Genomic DNA, 21,138 nt, shown 5'->3' on the forward strand with positions numbered 1-21,138 from the left:
GAGAAAACTAGGAGGTGGAGACGGATTAGGCGCAAAATTAAAAACATTCACTATTATCAATTATTTCAATCGATAAATCATAATACTCGGTTCTCATCTCAGTATAACATTGTATTAAAGATATTTTAGCGATGTTAGAAGAGTATTTTGAAATATCCTTAATTATATGCTTGTTTAAAAGATGACCTGTTATTGCCATTACATAGATGATTTTCTTGGTTTTAAATAGATTAATGAAACCTTCTTCTGTAAGACCATTATTTCTTTCTTTTTTTAGAAGTTGTTTAAAAATAGATTTTAGAAAAGTATTTTCATCATCCTTTAGATCGTTCTTTAGTCTTCTTGCTGAGGAGGTAATTTGACTATATAACTCTCTCATTTCGGTCGAAAAACCATATTTAACATGGCACAAGTATATTTTCTCTTTTTCTATATGAAGCACATCAGCCAGCTCAATTGAGTCAACTATTATCCTATCAAGCACCAGATAATTATCTTTTAAATATCGATCATTATAATCAGCTTCATTTTCTCTTTTTTCAAGATCATTCTTCCGCCACTTTTCAGATAGAATAGAGTTATTTAAATTATGATTTGATAAAATTTCTGCAGAACGATTATTCATTTCAACTATAAAGATCTCTCTCAATTTATACCATTTAGAATCAAGAAAAATATATGTTCCTATCTTTTTAAGATGAAGCTCAGAATTTAAATGGTAAAGTAAAGCTGTCCTAAAAATTTTACGACGATTTTTATAGGTAAGTATATATATGTTATAAATTTTGTGCTTAAAAGTGCCAAGATTATTATCGTAATTGTTGACTGAAAGAAACTCTAGTATGATTCGCAGTATGTCAGTTTTATTTGATGTAGTACCAATTTTAATATACTTATCATTATCTTTTTTTAATTTGATAATGTATTCATCAGCACTATAAAACTCCTCTATTTTACCGGGATAACATATTTCGAAGTTAGATAGCTTTCCTTTTATTATGTTTTTTCTTTCATTGAAAAGCAAATTAATTAAACCAGGCTCAAGATTTTTCGCGATAATGTTTTTATCAGTTATTTCTTTATATGAGCTAAAAAAGTCATTTGGATGAATTGTTTCAATATATTCTAAAGTTTCTATTAATAAGCATAACTCTGAAAATGAAAGCTTCTTATTTAAGTTGAAACCAGTGGAAATATTGAGTATAATGTGTGGAGACTTTGATGTGATAAAACTATCAAACAGTAAATCAGCCTTTTCGTTAGAAAGTTTTATTTTGAGCTCGGTTGGTATTTTTCCAAACTTAATATAATCCATTATTCTATAATTATCTTTAAACTGCTCTTGCATGCCAGCTCTTAATCCTGTAACGCCTCTAGTCTTTATAGAAATGATTTCATCTTTTGCAGGGCTCATTATCCTGGAATAGGTATTTAGACCATATGACTGATCTAAATATGGTATTAAATATTTATAAAACGCACCTCCAACAATAGAGAAAATACCAGAGCTAGTGTTGATTAATAAGACTAAGGACGGCATTTTATACTGGAGTGAAAATTCGTTCACATATTCTGTAGGAAAAAATTTTGACCATTCTGATTCTTTATCATCAGATTCAATAACTATTAACTTCCCTTCATTCTCATTAAAAACAATATCTTTCTCTTTATATATTTTTCCATTTGTAACCAAATGAGTTTTTATTTCCTCGTAAACTTTTTTGAAGCTGTATTGAGATTCGATTTTATAGATGGTAGGATTTTGTTTCATATGATTGGTTAATTTATTTTACTAGATAATTTTAAATCCAGAACTTCCTTCATTTGAAATATTTCAGAGTATCTTTCTAAACTTCCAATATTGATTTTGATGGGTTCAACTATTTCATTTTCGACATAAAACCTGAATTCCTTTTGATATTGATACTCTAAAGGCTTTTCAAATACATTTAATTCTTTGCTCTCTTTATTTTTATCATAATAATTTACAAATCCATGATGAAAATTAAACCCTATTCTTGTTAATTCAGTTTCAACTGCCTCTAAAAAATATTTAATATCCTTTATCATTAAACAATGTGTACCAAACCTTTGGTTCCTTTCATCTAATTCAAAAATATCAGGTTGAGAAAAACCATGTGAGGAAATACAATAAAGGGAATAAATATTACCTATAACTTCTTGGTAAGACTCAATTAGATGAACTCTTTTATAGTTAAATTCTTTGGTAATTCCAGGGATTTTAAACTTTCCAGGAAGTGAATTTACTATGCGGGAAGCGCCTTCATATTTATCTCCTCTTAAAAAATCATCATTTGTTTTTCTATGTTGTTCAATTGTGTTGATGAAAACAGTGCCGTTTTCATATAGATCACGAATATTCTTTTCACTACCAAATTTCAAAAACAAAGCTATTTCATGTGTCATAGTTTACAAATGTTTAATTAATTCCTACATCCCTCTTGTCAATTCCTTAGCCTTATCAAGTGTATAAGCCCCATCTACTGGTTTTTGGTCGAATACCATGAAGTAGGCGAAGTTATGGCCAGCTCTCCTAGCTCTAGTTGTGCTTCGGTAAATTTCATTTATAGTTTTTGTTTTTTAAGCAACCAAACTCCTTCTTTTCGACCACCTTCGCGCTCTATGAAGTTTTCTTCTCTTAATTTTTTAATGTAGGTTTGAACAGAACGCTCTGTAACTCCTAAAATTGATCCTATTTCTTCTGCTGTAATTTCAGGATAAATTATTATGAGCTCTAAGGTTAGTATTTGATTAGGAAGTTTCTTTCCTGAAACTTTCCCGAAGCTTTCCCGAAGCTTTCCCGAAGTTATCCCGAAATCCTCCATAAAATAAGTCGTAATTGACTCAAAATTCTCATGTAGAAGATTAATATTTTCTTTGGTTGATGCCTTTCGACGTTCCGAAATTGTTCCAAAATCATATTGTAATTCTGTTAATACAAGTTTTTGTTTTGCTTTAAAGTCAACTACCTGTTCTCCTAATTGGGTATTACCAAGTTGGGTATTAGCGAGTTGATGAGGTTTTTCTAGAATAGCTTTCGGGAAAGTCATTCTTAAAAAGTTTTCAGAAAATTTAAAACATTCCCTTCCATAGTATTCTAAAATTCTAGGTACACCAGAACCCAATTGCTCAACTAAGCCCAGGTCTTTATAAATACGCATTAGTTCTTTATTTCTCGGAACTGAAAACCCTTCAAAGAATTCGTCTTTACTTAATCCATTAGGCAAACCGCCTGTAGAAGTGATTTCTATTCTGTCATCGAAAATCTCAAATTTTGGTGGTACTTCAGTTGTGTAATCATTGTGTACGAATGCATTTAATATCGCTTCTCGCAATGCAATGGATGACCATGGACGTTTGTCTATTCGTTCCGTTGAAGTAATGCTTGTATCGCTTCTGTTTTCAAGTTCTATTTTGTCTAAAACTTGTTTTGTCGCTTTGATTAAAGACTCATACCCGAAATCAGGATTCTCTGCTAAATCTACTCTTGTTAAACCATTGTATTTTGCCAACTTAATTGAAGTACCATTTTCATCTGCCATTAAATAAGCGACATAATTGTATTCACCTTTTTCAGTTAACAGTTCAAGGTTCTTCGCGAAATTTTTATTGAGTGTGATGCCTTTTCCTTCATAATAGATTTTCAGTTGCTCGAAAGTGAGGTCTTGCCGGCTCGATCTAATTTTACCGATTGATGTTTTGGTTCTTTTGGCAAACAATTCATCAATCAATTTTTGAGGCATGGGATCCGCTGCAGTTCCATTACGGATGTAAGCCCCCTTTTCAGACATGCCGTATTTGCGTTTGTAATAGGGCTTTTCTGAACCACTAGCTACAGTAATCTTGATAATGTCTTTGTCGTCTTTTTCCTCCGAACTTATATCAAACAATCCCATGCAGGAAGGAATGATATTGGTTTTTAGACGATCCTTGATTTTGAGCATATCGCCATCTATATCCTCAACGCCTACAACTGTTCCCGTTTTATCAATTCCAATATAAATAAAACCACCTTCATTGTAGTTGAGGAAAGCGATTACTTCTTTCTCCAGGTCAATCTCCTTGGTGAGCTTCTCTTTGAATTCTATGCGGTTTGTTTCGGGCATGGTGTTTTTGTTGTTGCTAATATCGTGATTATATTTTAATTATGTTTGAGTCTCGTTTTTGATGTAATAAATCCTTAATTAATCAAAAAAGTCTTATTTAGATTTTGGTAAGATAGGTTGATTTAATTAAATAAACTTAAAGGTGAAATGAGTTTTTTGAAAATAGATAAAGGATAAGAAAATATCATGGTAGAGTATTAGCATTTGGATCTACATTATTGATTGAAATTAGTCTTATAGGCCTAAAAACACTATTATTGATTAGAAAGTAAATGTAAATAATGGGAACGAGTAAAAAAAAATGTATTGTTTGTAATCAAATTAAAAATGAAACTGAATTTAATCGGGAGCATGTTATTCCTGAAACTATCGGAGGGGTTTATGAAATTAAATCAGTTTGTATATTATGTAATGAAAGATTTGGTAAAAAGATAGACACACCTCTGGTAAATCATAAGGTTATTTTGATCAACAGACATGAGTATAAACTAAAAAGAGGTGGTTACCGAGGTATACCTAATCCTTTTAAAGGTATTTATGTCCAAGATAATGGCGAAAAATATACAGTTAATTTTAATCAAGAAGGAGAGGCTACTGCTGACATACTACCTAAGTTTGAAGATAATGTTCTGGAAAATAATAAGAGGGTTGGAAAATTAACAATTGCTAAAAAAGATATGGATAAAATTCCTAGAATTATAAATCGGGAGTTAATTAATCGTAAATTGTACATGCTCGACAAGATTATGCCTGAACCGATTGAAATTCAGGGTGAAGAACTTGTTTTAATTGAAAGAACGAATAACAATCCCTTAATATTTGGTGCTTTAAAAATTGCTTATGAATTCTGCCATGAAGTTGTCCCGAATTATGTAAATGATGAGTTATCGGAGAAATACAGGAAAGTACTACTTAAACCAATTGACGAAGATAATATTGGTAAATTTTTAATAAAAGATGAAGTTCTTATTAATGCGTTCTTAAATAGGGTTTTAAAAATTGATACAATTGAAAAACATCATCATTTAATATTCCTTACTCCTGTTAAGAATAGAGGGACATTTTGCTTTATAAAGCTATTTCAAATGACTGTTCTTATCAAAATGTCAAAAAAGGAAATGTTAGAGAATGAGGTTATACTATTTAATGATGTAATTCAGGGTAAATGTGGAATGCAGATTCCTGTTAATATTAAGTCTTTTGATGTCAAATTAAAATTGGCCGATGATAAATCAAAACCTAAAGGTGCGTTAACTAATGACAATGGTCAAACCCCAGTATTTAATGAGAAAGGGGAGATATTGTATAATCATTTAGATAAATTGATAGGAGCAGAATATATAGTTCCAAAACGAAATGAGTTCATTTCCAAAAGCATGAAAATTAGACAAGAATTTTCAAATAATAATTTTTATTTAAAAGGAACAGATGAAACGGGTCTTTTGAAAATTGAAGCAATAGAGTTTAAGGTGAGACTTTTAATTTAAAGTGATCTCGTTAATATTTTAGGAAAGTTCTTTTTTTAGTATAAGGACCTTTTTAAGTAATTTGAGTATCTTTAAATTAATCCACGTAAGTTTTAGCATAAAATGAAGTGCCTAATTTTTTGTTTATAAATACACATACCTCATTTGCGACGAATTCATGATAACTTACACTTTGCGAACCATCCTTTTCTCCAATAACATCTAAAGAATACCCATCACCATAACAATATGCTAATCCAAGTTCAATCATTTTCCTTAAGTATTTATCACGGGGATTATAGCAATGAATATTTGCCTCTCCGCACGCATCAGCATAATCCCCGTCTTTCATCTTGGTTAAATGCGTTGTTTTGTGGAATTCTAAGGAAGCCTTCTTTGTAATCGTCGTTTTGGCTTCTTCAATCGTTTCCATAAGCAAACTTAGTTCCTGAGGAGTTAGTGATACAAAATCAACTTTATAATAGGCCTCTGGTGGTAAATCTTCTATTCGATGTGGGTATGGAGAAGTATTAGATATATTCTGTAATAGAAGTAGTGAAATATTTTTAGGATCAAAACTAATACCATATTCATTTCCTTTTGAATCTAATTGAGCCAACACAATATCATGTAATTCATCTGCTTCACTTTGATTGCTTACTATCAAAAGTATTTCACTACAATGACTATCTTCCGAAAAAACATTTAGCGCAGGTACTTCCTCCTGATAAGTTGAGTGATGTTCTCCTATAATGTAATCGGAATCTACTTTTGGCTTTTTTAAGCGCCACTCTCTTTCATGGCTCCAATCTATTTTTTTATCAGAAAGATCAAATGTCACTAAGCGATATTGCTCATTTAAAGGAAGAATAGATGAATGTAAAGTTCTATTAAAATTGTTGTTAGTGGTGTACCTAAAATCTTGATCTTTCGACAAACCATAAATTACAGGACGAGCACCATATTTGTACATTTCTTTTTTTCTAATCGCTATACCATAGGTACTGTTTGAGTCTGAACTTCTTTCTTTTGCATATTCAATAAAGGACTTTAAGGGCATCTCGGTAAAACAAATAACAGGAGAACCTCCGAACAATGTTGTTCTTCCATTTCGAAGGGAATAATTATATCTTATACCACATTCTCTAACAATATTTTTTAAGGACTCAAAAGCTGTTAGCGAACTATGACCAAAGGGTAGTTGGTTGGAGTAGTCTAAATAATACTCTCCTTCTTCTGATTCATCTTCAATGTATATTTCAGTTTGATTTTTGCTTGAAATATCTTTGGTGAAATGGATAAGCCAATCTGTTATATCTTTTCTTTTCATCTCAAATATTTACGACATTCTCGACACCAAACCACTCTTTAGCTTTTGAGATAACTTCTTGGCTTGGGTTGTTAAAAAATACTGCAAGATTTTCTTTTGCTCTGGTACAACATACATAAAATATTTTTTGCGATCTATCCAAAACAGTAGGGGAACCCGCTTCTAAAAACAGATTTTCAAAGTTATAATTATTCCACTTACCATTATCTAGGATAACAAGAACATTATCAAATTCTGCGCCTTTAGTTTTGTGCTGTGTAGAGAATGGTGTTTTACCTTCTAAGTATTCAAACAATTTTTGAAATTCGCTGAATTTTATATTTTTTACTCGATTGTATAAATAAACGTTTTTTTCTTGAAAGTCTTTCAACTTATCATCGATTAAACATATTCCCTTTATATTAGCGTCATTAATAACCTCGTCTATTGTTTTTTCTCCAACATCGATTAGGTGTTCAATATTCTCTTTTAAAACTCTTTTACTTTTAATACTGGTTATCTGAAATCGAAAGTCCGTAACTTTTAAAAATTCATTGTACTTTTTGTTTTGATATAAAGAAATATTTTGTTGGATCTTAAATAAGTGCTTAATTAGACTGTCTCTTTTTGCTCCTTTTTTACTTTTATCTTCCTCATCTTGTTTTTTATCATCCAAAAGTTGATCTTTAGTAAAATATACTTTAGATAACTCTAAATAGTTTAAAGTTTTAGCATAATTATAAAGTTCAGTGTTGTTAGCGATAAAATCCTTCATTCCTTTTGTCGGACTAACGGCTTTTAGGTCTCTTCCTGTTTTGCCATTTTGAAGAATCTCAATTACCTCACCAAAGGTGCTTTCTGAAAAGTCTAGATCAATATCATGTTTTTTAATATAATCTCTAATTCTATCTCTAAATTTCAGAACAAGATCTTTATCATAAACGCTCATTAAGTTCTCAAAACCTGCTTTATCAGCGATTAAATTATGTGTTAAGTTAAGCTCTTTAGTCTCTTTTGCCTCCTTAAAATCCCAATCATGATTTTTAACAAGGTATTCTCTAACACTTTCGACATTATCAGTATTAGAGTGTAAAAACAAGACAGTCCCTTGTTTAACAACACCACTATCCATATTGGGTGCTTTTAAATCCGAAGAAGGGATTTGATTAATGCCGTCTGTTCTAAGCTTATTGGCTAAATCAATCACTTTTTGAGGATTTCTTCTATTTTGTTCTTTTTTTATTTCATCAATAAGGTCATCTTCTTTGTATGCAGCCAAACTTCCTATCCCTTCAGGATAAATTGCTTGCATCGCATCACCAAAAAATCCAATAATATTCTTTTTAGAACTTTTTTTAAAATGATTTAGAAATATCTCTACTACATATTTATTAGTATCTTGATATTCGTCAATAAAAATGAATTTATATTTATCCTTTACTATACTGCTTAATTTAGGATGGGAAGAAAATAGATAGTTCGCTAGAATCAAAAGTTCATCGTGAGAAATTATTCCATCGCGCATTCTAAGAAATTCCTTATATTGAATACCATCATCTAAATTATCAAAATAATTTTCAGGAACAGGGTTTATATCTTTGATTGAAATTTTAGAAACTTCAATATCGTTTGCTAATGACACCAAAGCTTTTTTCAACTCTTTTTGAAAGTGTTTAATATTATCCCACAAAAAGTCGTGAATCGTAGATACATTCAAATTCTTATGGTTTACTCTTTCTTCTATTTCCTTAACAGCTGCATTAGTATATGTCATACAGGCTACTTGAACAGACGGATTTTCTTCTATTACTTGTCGAATAACACTTACTAAAGAATAAGTTTTTCCACTTCCTGCCCCACCACTTAATAGAAAGTTTTTCTCATCATCAATTAAGTTGAAAATATCTTGAACTTCAGTCTCTAATTTTAATCTTTCTTTAACCATAATAAACCGTTTTTTATGTAAGATGGAATATTCCAATTAGAGAAGTTTTCATCACTATGATATAAAATATCTAAGGCAAAATGTGTTTTCTTCTTTACACAACTTTCAGCTAATTGATAGGCATCATTAGTATCAATGTCAAATAATTTGGGATTTTTCAATCCTTGAAAGCTACTTTTGTTTCCCTTAATAAAGTCAAGGTTAATGTGTATGAATGAATCTTCAAAGGTTCTTGCATGGTAAGAATCTTCTTCCTGTTGATAAGAAAGACTTACGATAGCTCCCCCTTGAAGAGAAATCGTTCTATCATCTTCCTGAAAATCTTTAATCTGATCCCATGAAGAGTTTTTTAAGAAGTGTTTAATCGCAGAATTACTAGTATCTGTTCCCTCCCCAACCGAACAAGTACTCCATACATCTTTTCCGTCTTTATAAGTTTTCATTTTAGGATCGATATCCGTAATTATTAAGGTTTTTATTCCCAAAAACTCAATAAAACTTTGAAATATTTGAGAATAAGCTCCAACTTCAATTATTGAAATATTCTGGGACAACAAAGGTAGAAAAGCATCTTCTTCACCTGTATCTTTCAAGCGTTGATCTTCTTCAATATCGATCTTTCTCATAAAGGTTGGTATCAATATTCTTTCAGTATCACCTTCAATCATTATAACTTTATCTGCAAAGAAAATTTCGGCCCTACTTATTGTTAAGTATTGTTTTAAAAATTGATATTGATTTGGAACATTTTCATATTTTTTTATCAGGTCTTTCAAATTTTTCGTATCAACATTATTCTTACTTATAGCTTTTAGATATTTAATATCTTCGAAATCACTGTCTGCTACTATGTGTGATGAATGTGATGTAATAACATATTGAAGCCTTCTATTTATATTATCATCTCTTTTTATTCCTTCACCGAGTAGTTTTTTTATGTTTTTAATGAATACGTACTGCATTTGAGGATGGGTGTGGGCTTCGGGTTCCTCAATAAACAGTAGGTTTATATCAGCAGGCTTTTTATTTTCATCTCTTTTGAATTCCTGTACCAGAATTTCAATTTCAAAAATCATGCTGATTAAGTTCATATAACCTAAACCATTATAATGTTCAGGTAATTGATTGTCATCATGAGTGTAAACAACAGTTGTATTTCCTTCAAGTAACTCCCGATGTTGTAAGGTTGAAATTATTGCTATGTCAGTATCATTAAGCTTAATTCCTCCAAAGTCTTGTACTTTTTTTATTACTTCTTTAAACTGTTCTTTATAAATATCACTTAACGCATCATCAGTTTCAGAAAGCTGATCTTTAAACTTTTCTGTTGCATCTGATTTTTCAGTATTGTCTTCTTGCTTTTTATAAAGAACAGAAGTTTGTTTTGAAAGCGTACTTTCTTTGTCTTTATTTGTTACATCACGTCTTGCACCAATGTACTTAAAATTGACAATTTCTTTTAAACTAATTCCTTCGCTTTCAAGATTAATACAATTGTTTTCGTTCACTCTTTTAGTTTCAACATCATATTCAAAAGAATACTTCAATATATTAAAGTAGTTTCCAATTTCTCTTTTAATAAAGTCTTTTAAGTCTTTAACTTTATACTTCTCGTTTGCATCTTTTTTGACTTTTTCATTGATCACAAAAGTCGAATAATCATCTCTTAATTTTATTAGTTTATCAAAACCTAAAACATAATTAAAGCCAAGCACTACTATGTTATTATCTGGATCTAGGTCCATTAAAACTCTACTTATATTCGAAAGGTCGTCAAGCTCATCATACTCAATAAATAATTTAAGCTTGATTCCTATAGGAAGAAATTCTTCAGTTATGGTGGGTGATTTTATTTGATCTTCTAATTCTTTTTTGAAGTCAATATTAAAGTCATCGTACGAGAACTTACTTTTTTCATTTAAAAACTTATCTAGTACTGAAAGAATTGAAGTTTTACCAGTATTGTTCTTTCCTATCACAAGCGTAAGCTCATCTTCTAAATCCATCGAGAAGTTTTTAAGAAGTCTAAAGTTCTCGATTTCTATTCTAAATATTTTCATAATTTATGGTAGGTTTGATCTTAATTATCGATTATATCTATTTTTTACTATTTCCCTTATCTCTACTCAATTTCAACCTTATCAATCTCCTTCATCAACCTATCTGTCTCCGTCAACGCCACAATAATCTTTTGATAATGAAGTATGTCCTCAAACTCTAACGTTCTATCCTTACGGTCTTTTAACCATTTCTGAGCGGGTTGATAACCTCCGATATAAAACTCCCAGGCCACCAATGGCACATTATCAAAATATTGATCATCATTTATCCAAACGCGACCTGTTGAATCATCAATGGCCTCATACCCGATTTCCGTTTTAGTAAGCTTGCGAGTTACTTTGTTATCTCCACCTATTGGATAGCTTGTAATATAATCTTCTACTTTATCGGATTCTAATAAATGAATTTGACGTATTTCACCACCTAGTTTAACAAGTTGCCAAAAAGTTGCTGCGTCTTTTGGATAGGGTACTCTTGGAAAATCTATTTTTAAGAATTCTTTGTATTTCTCTCTGTAAGTAGGAGAATGTAAAACAGCATAGATATAGTCTAAAATATCTATTGGGGCGAAAGTGTTTTCTTTTGTTTCTTTTTCGTTGGTAAATGTTAAACCTAAATTTAAAGCAATTTGATTTACAATTTCTTGGTTTAGATTAGGTCTTCTATCAGTTTCCTCTTCAATAGTTTGTTGGCCATTTTTAGTAGGATAATAATAAAGAGGAAAAACATAACCGCCACCTCTGTAAAAGACATTATAATCAACTAATGAATTAGTGCAAAATATCAGATTCCATTGCATATGCCCTATAACCTGTCCTTGTCTACCAATAATTAAACCTTCGTTTTTGTGCCCATCAAAATGAAACATTGCTTTTTGAGCTGAACGACTAATAATTTCGGGGTCATAATATGTCCATCTAGAATCAAACGGGCGGTAAACACTTTGTTTAATATGGTCAGTATTAAACTCCTTATCTCTAATAACAGAGGTGATTTTGTAACTACCAGAGTCTTTTATTTTATACTCATCAATAAAATTTTGGTCAAAATCTCCTGTTAAAAGTGAATTAAACCTATTCTTTAAATTTCTTCTGATTGAATCATAAAAAAGATTATCTCTATCCGTTTTAATACCTGAATTTGAAGCATTAAATAGGGTATTTATTTTGAACCCTTTATTATGGCTTTCTTGTTCTGAAAAATCTTTTTCAACGAAGAAAAAATAAGGATCTACAGGATTGAGTTCTTTCCAAGAAATATTTTCTAAATTATGGTCATTAAGAAATTTATATTTTTCTTTTCTTGTTCCATACTGTTCATTATAAAACACAGAATTATTTTGTTTTTTTGTTTTTGAACCTGTTTTAATGAAAATATTTATACTAACACCTTGTTGAATATCAAAAACATTTTCATCATTATCAGCGATTAAATTTACTTCCTTAAGTTTTGCAAAACCGTGCAAATCAAGTATGTAGATTTTGTCAAAACTCTCCATTAAGTTTTTTCTCATTTGACGATGGGTAATCCCATCAATAAAACTATTATTTGAGATGTATGCTAAAACCCCACTTCCATTTTTGTCAATAAAGTGTTGACCATAACGAATAAACTTAATGTAATCATCATCTAAGTTTATTTTTCTTTCGTTTAAATTTTTCTTATAATCTTTTATTAAATTTTGTATCCAATTGCCTTTGTTGGTGCTGCTAACAGCATAAGGAGGATTTCCAATCACACACATCACTGGTGTGTCACGTTTAATATGATTGGCTTCATTGGCTTCGCTACTTAACCAATTGGCAAACAAAGTTCCTGTATCTGGATGATACTCCTCTAAACTATTGGTTAGATAAACTTTTGTTCTTTGATCTCTTGTTGGTTTAAATCCTGTTTCTTTTAATAATAAATCCAATTGCAAATGCGCCATAGCATAACTCGCCATCAATAACTCAAAGCCATTCAAACGAGGGAGTAAATCATTTTCAACATAACTACTCCAAATCCCTTCTTGGCCTTTAAACTTCTTATTCACGTGTTTAATCACTTCCGCTAAGAACGTTCCTGTTCCTGTAGCAGGATCCAGAATTTGAACTTTGTGAACTTCTTTTTCTACTTGTTTATATCCAGTTGTAGAACGTTTGTCAGGGGTTTGCGTATCTATATTTATTTTTGTCTTGGAAGTGTCCGCTAGACCTTGTGGTAAATCAAATTCTGTTTTTAGAATATCATCGACTGCACGAACAATAAAGTTTACAACAGGGGCAGGAGTGTACCAAACACCTCTCGCTTTTCTTAAAGCTGGATCGTACTCTGCCAAGAAAGTTTCATAGAAGTGAATAATTGGGTCTTCCATTTGGGTAGATTTCCCATAATTCTTAAGAATTTCTTCAACGTTACACGCCAAGAATATTTCGGTAAGATTTTCTACAATCCATTTTATCCTATCGTCAATATCAGGTCCTGCAATATACCCAAACAACTTTCTTAAAAAAGGATTTGATTTAGGAATTAATTCAGCAGCTTCTTGTCTGCTAAATGTATTTATAGTTGGATCATGTAAGCGGGCTGCAAACATTCCATAAGCAATTGTCTGCGCATAAACATCAGCAAATCCTTTGGGCGTTATATCGTGAATTAAAATCTCCTTGAAAGCTTGTTTTTGTTCTCGAAGCGTACTGTTTTGATGATTTTCTTCATCGCTTGTTAAAGACTTTTCTATAATGTCAGATAAAAGACGTGCTTTCCCTGCCATCATCTCTGCTAACTTTTTAGGACTTTTAATATTTTGTCCCACATGTACACAGAAATCTTTAAGAAGATTGGTAAACCTTTCAAAATTTTCAGGTAAACCGACTATTCGCTGATCAGTAATTTCGGCAATAGCAATTTTAGTAATAAACTCACCGTCTCGGTATAAGTGAAAATCAAGGTAATCTGTAAATATCAGGTTGTTTAATGATGCTTTGTAGCGGTCAAATTGTTCTTTGTTTACAGACTTCTTTTTTCCTTCAAGGTCTTTGTCACCAATATCCTTAGCTTCAATAAATCCAACAGGAATATCTCTTTTTGTCAAGATATAGTCTGGTGCACCACAGGCTTGTCTTTTAGGTTCATTAGTTGCTCTTACTTCAGGAACTAATGATTCTATCAGATTCTGTAAGTCTCCTCTAAATGTGTGTTCTGTAGCGTTTCCTAATTTGTATCGTTGGTTTAGGTTGTCGATGTAGTTATGTATAGTCATTCTAAAAGTTCATTGGTTTAGTTGAGTAATCATTTTACGAGTTTCGTTAAAAACAATTCCGTGATTAATCAGTTTTTTAAATTAGTTGAAAAAGGTACAGATTTTAATCTAATTTGATGATGTTTGGTGTGAAATAATGTTTTTTGTAATTACTTGAATGGGATTTTGTGGTAGTGAATATGTAAAAGTTGGAGTTGTGGGGTGGGATTCGCCTTAGCACACCCATCTATATCGAATTAGTCCTTTAGTTTGTAAAGTTATTTATCCAACCTATATTTTCAATGTTTGATAATATTTTCTCTCTTGAATTCTTGTACTGGCTGCTGTATCCTTTGAATTGCTTATACGAAGTTTTTAAAGCATTTTTCATTTCAGCGTAATTATGTTCGCATTGCAAGATAAGAGGACCAGATTGTTCTACAAAAGGTAATTCAGGAAACTTTTGATTCAGTTTGTACATAGGGTTGATTATAGTGGAGTATGTGATGTGAGGATAGTTCCTTTCTTTTAATGGAAGTTTTGTCCAGTGACTCCAATACCTCTCTTGATAATCTAGATATTCAATTAAAACTTCGCCTTTTCTTGGAAGGTTATTGTTGATTTCATTCAAAAGTCTTTCATGATAGTTTTGATACTCTTGCAGAAAATAGCGGTATTGATCATGAAACTCTTTATAATTATTTTGTAAATCCAATAGATTTTTCTCTAACTGACTTTCTAAAAACTTTATATTAGATAATGTATCCCATATATTGTGGAATGCTTCTTCTTTTTTAATTCTTTTATTTTTAGAATACCATCTAAATTTGGAGTAAAATGAGTTATGAATTTCATTGAAATCAATAAGGTAAATGATTTCCAAATAAGAAATAGGCTTATGAGTATACTTCCAACCATCTGTGTTCTCAATTGTGATTGTTGGATAGAACTTTTCTGTGTTCCTTTCTTTATCTTTTAAATTATCCGCAACTTTATTAAGTAAGGATGAAAAACGCTGACGAGTGCTTTTTCGTTTTATTAAAATTTTTATGTATTCAAATATAAATTTGCTCAAACCTCCAATTATAAATACAATTAGAGAGATTAAGATTGGGACTGTGATCGTGTTGTCAATGCCTAATGCAGTGTTTATCCATTTTACTATTTCCATAATTTATTTTTACGCTTGTGTTGGTGTATTGTAAATTTAATGCTTTAAGTTCTAAGATGAAAAATCATTATGTTTTTCTAAACCTTATGTCTTTTTGCATAAGGAGTGATAAGATGCTCTGTAATAAATTATGGAACTATTACTACGTTAGCTCTGTGTTTAGCTCCCATTCAGTTATTCCCATTAAATTTAGAATTAGTATCCCACTAATTCTATACAGTAATATATTAGATCTATATAGAAGGTTTGCATCTATTTTATCTATACTACCATGGGTAATGTTATTTCGTAATTCATTTATTTCTTTGATACTAATGGGGAGAGTTGTTGGGTCTATATTTTGACTTTCTAAAAAGGAGGCCAATTGATTTTTCATCGGCTTGTTTTGAAGAAAAGACTGAACATTTCCCCAACGTTTTTTAAATTCTTCATGTTCTTCTGGTTTTATTGTTTCTAAAAGTTGGTTTAGTGCATTCTCTTGTTTTTCTTTTCTTTCCTTTTTCGTCAAAGTAGTCTTGAACTTATCATTAGGCTGTTTTTGTTTATCACAAACCTCAATGATATTGTATCGAATTAAAAAAGCAGATGTATCATCAACCAAGTGTGATTGATTAAACAATGCTACCGCTTTAAAAAGGAGTTGGTGGTTTTTTAAAGTTATCTTTTGCCAACTGGATTGTAGAAAGTTATTGAAATCCCAATGAATCCCAAGGCCCCATAAATTTCCGTCGGCTTCAAATTGTGACTTTCTTTCAATATTTTTAATTGTAATGGTCTTATCTGGTAAGTAAATTTTGCGAAGTATGTAATCTATTTTGGTATGGTGATAAAAGGATGCAAGCATCAAAACTATATCTCCATAAAGGATGGTCTCTTCTTCAGTTATTTCACTGTTATAATTGAATTGAATTTTAGGTTCTTTTGTTATAGTACTAGTTCTGTAATTTTTATTGTCTTTTGAATAAAAATTAAACTCTGGACGAAAAGTGGCCTTCTCTAGTTTGTAAAACTTTTTCGAATCATTCATTCGAACTACCTCAAATTTACCATCATTTTTAAAGAAATTCTTTGGACCTAAATTGCTATAAAATGGACTTACAATATTAAAGCCTTTGTTTTCTAGATAAAATTCAGCTGAATTTTTTCTTTCCTCATTAGCTTCCCTATAAAACTTAACTTTATCAATTTTAACTATGACATATTGCTTTTTACCTTCATAGTAGTTTGAATTAGTTGTAGCACCACAAAATTTAGCTTTTGAAAGATCAACTGCTGTAATGCGTCGGTTTGTATGGTTTGGACTAACTGAAACTTTTATGTAAGAACCAAATGTTTTATGGTCTATTGTTGAGGACCACATGGAAAGTTTATCACCGAAATAACTATCATCGTCAAAAAATATCCGAAGTTCAATTTCATCATTTCTAGAGAATAAATGAGCATGATAGGTTTTATTAACTTCTGTTTTTGCTTTCACAAAATAAGAGTCGAAATCTACATTCGGAAATTCAATATCTAAACAATGGAATTTACTCATTACAAATTAATTTTATTGAAGGTTGAGACTAAGGTGTGATTAATATTTTGAAGGAAACATCTCTTTTCAATAAATCCATAAGAACTTATCGATTTCCTTTAGGTTTGAATTATTTAAAGCGTAATGATCTGAAAATCTATTCAATTTTTTGTGCTATTTTAATAGATATTCATTTATCTCCATAGTTTGAAAATTATCAACAACTCTTGATTTATGAAAAACTCTTTGAATAGGTATAATTTGATTTGCTTGATAATAGTCCTTTGTTTCAGATACTAACTTATCTCTTAAAATCATCATTCTTTCTAACTGTTCAGTCATAATAAGCTTTACATTTAAAGGGTGATTAGAATGCATAGGGAAATATAAATTTTCACCTAGATGAACAAACACGAGATTGTTTTTAGTCGTGTATTCTTCAGGATGATATTTTATAGAAATGTTAATTTTATGACTACCACTATATGAATCAATCCAATGGCTAGCGACAGCTTGAACTTGACAATCGTCTATAATAACGCCATTAGAACTCGATAAAGAATCTAAAATAACTTTTAATATATTGTCTATATCTGGAGAGTTAGGATTTTCATAACGTTCCTGTTCATGAACTTCCCATTGAATTTCAATTTTAAGATCACCTGTAAGGAGATAATTTAATGTACTCGTAATCTTTCTAATTTCACTTTTTAGTAATTCTTTTTTAGCAGGTTTAGATTGCAGTGATACAGGCTCAAAATTAAATGAGAGATTTAGTTCTCCGTATTCAGGTGGTTGATTAATGTTTAATTGTTGTTTTTTCATATGATTGTTATAATTATGCAGTGCTATTTGTGTAAATATACTTAATTCGTTTTTGAATTTAAATATTGAATCAAATTTCAGCAACTAACCACAAAAATTACTATTCCTGTTTTACTTTACTTTAAAGTATTACTTTAGTCTCGATTTAGGTGGTTAGGTTAGGTTTATAAGAGGGAATAGGACGCTCGTTCATTCCCTCTTATTGTTTTAAATAAACTTTTAATATCAACCGCAATATAGATCTGACTCCTTATTTTCTTCCAGTAGCTTTTAGCATTCATTTAAATTATTGCTAATTGTTGTACATTCGTTATATGAAACTTTTTAATCACCTTCAATTTAAATCTGTTTTTGGAGCCAACGTAGGTGGTGTTCTCAATCCATCCACGATTAACGATTCACTATTAAATTTATGGGTAACCGGAGGTGGTGTAAGAAATGAAGTGACGAAAAGTTATTATGATGAAACCATTATTAATGGCCTTCCAACTGTTTTAGCTGCTGATATTCATACACAACGACAACGTATTATTCATGTAACTTATGAAGATGTTTTCGATGGTGATGATCAAACTTTTGAACACGCTACACATTATAGTTATGATATTCATGGAAATGTGAAAACACTCTTACAAGACAATAAAAAAATGGAAGATAATTTCCCAAGTCTTGCTTCCCAACGCTTAAAGCGTATGGATTATTCTTATGATTTATTGAGTGGGAACGTCCACAGAATGAGTGTTCAAAATGGAGCGGATGACCAGTGGCATCACGCCTATACTTATGATTCAGATAACAGAATTAAACAAGTTTATACCAATACCCGAGCACCGTTCACTGAAATGTATGACTTTACTCAGAATAAACAGGAAGAGTTTATTTCTAATTCCGACTGGCAAAACGATGCACAATATTACTATTATGATCATGGCCCTCTAGCCCGTGTAGAAATTGGGCAAAATAACCTGCAAGGAGTAGATTATTATTACAATTTGCAAGGTTGGTTAAAAGGAGTGAATTCTTCTGTTTTAAAAGATGAAAATGATCCTGGAGAAGACAGTGACCCGAATGCTTTAAATGGTTTGTTCGGGAAAGATGTGTTTGGCTTTGGATTGCATTATTATAACGGAGATTATGAAGCGATTGGCGGGGCAACACCGCTTACAAGTGTAAACAATGGAAGTCATGCTGCGCAAAACAGTCATGATTTGTATAATGGAAATATACGATACATGCAAACTGCGATTACCAGTCCACTGGATAGAAAAAAAATGCCAATGTTGAACGCTTACAAATATGATCAGTTGAACCGTTTAATTGAAAGTAGAAGTTATGAAAGTGGCTTGTCATCAAATGAATGGAATCCAACAAACTACGCAAATGAGTATTTCAATGCTTTCACTTTTGATGCTATGGGGAATATTATATATCAAGAACGTCATAAACAAGATGGAACTGAAATTGAAGATTTAACATACCATTATCAAAGAGATGTCGACAGTAATCTAGTGCGTAACCGTTTGTACCACATCAATGATTCTATAGCGAGTACTGTTGATGCTACTGATATTGATGATATGGGAATTTTTTATGATAATAACAATGCAATCAATACAGATAACAATTATTCTTACGATGCTGAAGGACGTTTGGTTAAAGATCGCCAAGAGGAAATCGACACCATTATCTGGACAGTTAGCGGAAAAGTAAAAGAAATCCGTAGAGATTTGGGAAGTGATCATAAAAATGTTATTTTTGACTATGATGCGATGGGAAACAGAATCGCAAAACACATTTACGATAATGAAACACAGATGCTAGAAAAAAGTACATATTACATTTTAGATGCTCAAGGCAATCAAATGAGTATGTATGAACATGATGTAGAATCTACAAGTGTTGATTATTACCTTGCAGAAAGAAACATCTACGGAAGTTCTCGTTTAGGAACAACCCGTGACACAATCAATATGTTCTTGCCAAATACCCTGCCTAGTTATGGAGTTGTTGGAAATAGAAATTACGAAATGAGTAATCATTTGGGTAATGTTTTGGCGGTTGTGAATGATGTGATTTATCCATTAAGTAGCGATAATGTAAATATCAAGAGTTATGAAACTGGTCTTTTACAAGTTTCTGATTATAGTCCGTTCGGAGTGCAATTGGATGGAAGGACAATTTCTAACGGGGACTACCGTTATGGGTTCCAAGGTCAGGAAATGGATGACGAGATTAAGGGCGAAGGAAATAGCGTAAACTACAAATATCGTATGCACGACCCAAGGGTCGGGAGGTTCTTTGCGGTGGATCCGTTGGTAAGAGAGTATCCTTATTTAACACCTTATCAGTTTAGTTCAAATCAACCAATTCATGCACCTGAGTTAGAAGGGAAAGAGAGTGCAAAAGAATTAGGAATGTATCTTTTGAGTCCTTATGATGGTGAATTTGTATCTGAAAATTCGGATAAAGCTCTTAAAGGTGCAAGTCGTTCAGGTTTAATTGGTCAAAGGGATGGTTTAGCTGATGCATTTAGACATGCATTTTGGAATGCTTTGAATACTAGGGATATCCCTTACATGAAAGCGAAAGCATTTGCTGATGCGCACGAGGAGGCTAGTGAACATGAAAATGATTCAAAGGCTTCAAGTATGGATTATTCAAATAATTACTATGGCCGACAATTAGGTGTAAAATTAAAAGGTAAAACTGATTTGGAAGTTGCAGAAGCTGTTCTTGAAGGTCTTGAAAATGGTGATTTAAAAGTTATTAGGGGAGATATATTCACATTTATAAGTCCTGTTAATGGTAAGTCTATTAATGCTTTTGTTGCAACAGATGATAAAGGAAATCCTATTATTGGTGAAAAAGACCCATGGAATAAAGCACTTCAGGATGCGGGTTATACTACCAATACTGATTTAAATGAAAAGAAAATTATTAAATCTAATGAGACTCAGTTTTCGACGGATTCAAATTTAGAAGGAGAAGATGTTGAATATGAAGATTAGTTTATTGTTATGTATTGTTCTAGTTTCCTTGACCACTTGCGTGGGAGGTGGTAAGGAATGTGTTATTTATCTACCAACAGGTGATAAATATTTATCACCAAAAATAAAAGAATTTTCCCCCACTACATTAACAGAAACTGGATATGTTTTTAACTTAAATATACCTTCTTTGGGTATCGATAAAGCTAAGTTGAATCCTTTTTTTTCTAATAAAGGCTTGGCGGGTGGTGATATAAAATTAGATGAGATGTATTCAGAGGATCTGCTTTTAGAATATATTTCATTAGTAACAGATAGTTCAATATTTAAAACAAAAGAAGTTATAGATTCTTTATATTCTTTAAATCACTTGGCATGGTTTTCAGCTTTTAAAATTGATAAGAAAGAGAATGAAATAAGTTATTTCAGTGAAAAAGGTTTAGTTATAAAATTGGAGAAATTAAGAAACAAATCAATTTTGATAAAATTTTACTGTAGATAGTAATGA

General features: G+C 31.3%; 13 protein-coding genes. 3 read left to right on the forward strand and 10 right to left on the reverse strand.

Translation table 11 applies throughout. The features are described from left to right. Positions 1-37 precede the first annotated feature (37 nt). The 3 genes from DIT68_RS00330 to DIT68_RS00340 all read right to left on the reverse strand — a co-directional run bounded on the left by DIT68_RS00330 (position 38) and on the right by DIT68_RS00340 (position 4,127). On the reverse strand, positions 38-1,771 hold the full coding sequence (locus tag DIT68_RS00330; protein ID WP_109357828.1) for a TIGR04141 family sporadically distributed protein: 1,734 nt from the start codon (positions 1,769-1,771) through the stop codon (positions 38-40). 8 nt (positions 1,772-1,779) lie between these two features. Beyond that, positions 1,780-2,427, reverse strand: coding sequence for a hypothetical protein (locus DIT68_RS00335; RefSeq protein WP_109357829.1), 648 nt, complete (start codon positions 2,425-2,427; stop codon positions 1,780-1,782). 158 nt (positions 2,428-2,585) lie between these two features. Then, complete coding sequence (locus tag DIT68_RS00340; protein ID WP_109357830.1) at positions 2,586-4,127, reverse strand: RNA-binding domain-containing protein; 1,542 nt, start codon at positions 4,125-4,127, stop codon at positions 2,586-2,588. Positions 4,128-4,408: 281 nt separating this feature from the next. On the opposite strand from DIT68_RS00340, the gene DIT68_RS00345 reads away from it, so the two are divergent. Continuing rightward, positions 4,409-5,614, forward strand: a complete 1,206-nt coding sequence (locus tag DIT68_RS00345; protein WP_109357831.1) for an HNH endonuclease — start codon at positions 4,409-4,411, stop codon at positions 5,612-5,614. A gap of 76 nt (positions 5,615-5,690) precedes the next feature. On the opposite strand, the gene DIT68_RS00350 is transcribed toward DIT68_RS00345, so the two are convergent. From DIT68_RS00350 to DIT68_RS00380, 7 genes are all read right to left on the reverse strand, one after another. Next, on the reverse strand, positions 5,691-6,923 hold the full coding sequence (locus DIT68_RS00350) for a hypothetical protein (protein ID WP_109357832.1): 1,233 nt from the start codon (positions 6,921-6,923) through the stop codon (positions 5,691-5,693). A gap of 1 nt (position 6,924) precedes the next feature. Beyond that, a complete protein-coding gene (locus DIT68_RS00355) occupies positions 6,925-8,847 on the reverse strand; it encodes a UvrD-helicase domain-containing protein (protein ID WP_109357833.1) in 1,923 nt (640 codons plus the stop codon). Next, positions 8,829-10,907, reverse strand: coding sequence for an ATP-dependent nuclease (locus tag DIT68_RS00360; protein WP_109357834.1), 2,079 nt, complete (start codon positions 10,905-10,907; stop codon positions 8,829-8,831). Before DIT68_RS00360 ends, DIT68_RS00355 begins: the two co-directional genes overlap by 19 nt. A 62-nt stretch (positions 10,908-10,969) precedes the next feature. Further along, complete coding sequence (locus DIT68_RS00365) at positions 10,970-14,152, reverse strand: type ISP restriction/modification enzyme (RefSeq protein WP_109357835.1); 3,183 nt, start codon at positions 14,150-14,152, stop codon at positions 10,970-10,972. Between the two features lie 244 nt (positions 14,153-14,396). Then, positions 14,397-15,302 carry a nucleotide exchange factor GrpE gene (locus DIT68_RS00370; RefSeq protein WP_109357836.1) on the reverse strand — a complete coding sequence of 302 codons (906 nt, stop codon included), beginning with the start codon at positions 15,300-15,302 and terminating at the stop codon, positions 14,397-14,399. Positions 15,303-15,444: 142 nt separating this feature from the next. Continuing rightward, positions 15,445-16,839 (reverse strand): hypothetical protein, encoded by a 1,395-nt coding sequence (locus DIT68_RS00375; protein WP_109357837.1) that lies wholly within the window; start codon positions 16,837-16,839, stop codon positions 15,445-15,447. Positions 16,840-16,992: 153 nt separating this feature from the next. Further along, a complete protein-coding gene (locus DIT68_RS00380; protein WP_109357838.1) occupies positions 16,993-17,643 on the reverse strand; it encodes a RusA family crossover junction endodeoxyribonuclease in 651 nt (216 codons plus the stop codon). 314 nt (positions 17,644-17,957) lie between these two features. Between DIT68_RS00380 and DIT68_RS00385 the strand changes: the two genes are divergently transcribed. Next, positions 17,958-20,651 carry an RHS repeat domain-containing protein gene (locus tag DIT68_RS00385; RefSeq protein WP_109357839.1) on the forward strand — a complete coding sequence of 898 codons (2,694 nt, stop codon included), beginning with the start codon at positions 17,958-17,960 and terminating at the stop codon, positions 20,649-20,651. Continuing rightward, positions 20,641-21,132 carry a hypothetical protein gene (locus DIT68_RS00390; RefSeq protein ID WP_146194075.1) on the forward strand — a complete coding sequence of 164 codons (492 nt, stop codon included), beginning with the start codon at positions 20,641-20,643 and terminating at the stop codon, positions 21,130-21,132. The genes DIT68_RS00385 and DIT68_RS00390 overlap by 11 nt, the downstream gene beginning before the upstream one ends. Positions 21,133-21,138 lie beyond the last annotated feature (6 nt).

The organism is Brumimicrobium oceani (genome assembly GCF_003143775.1).
Classification (GTDB): Bacteria; Bacteroidota; Bacteroidia; order Flavobacteriales_D; family Crocinitomicaceae; genus Brumimicrobium; species Brumimicrobium oceani.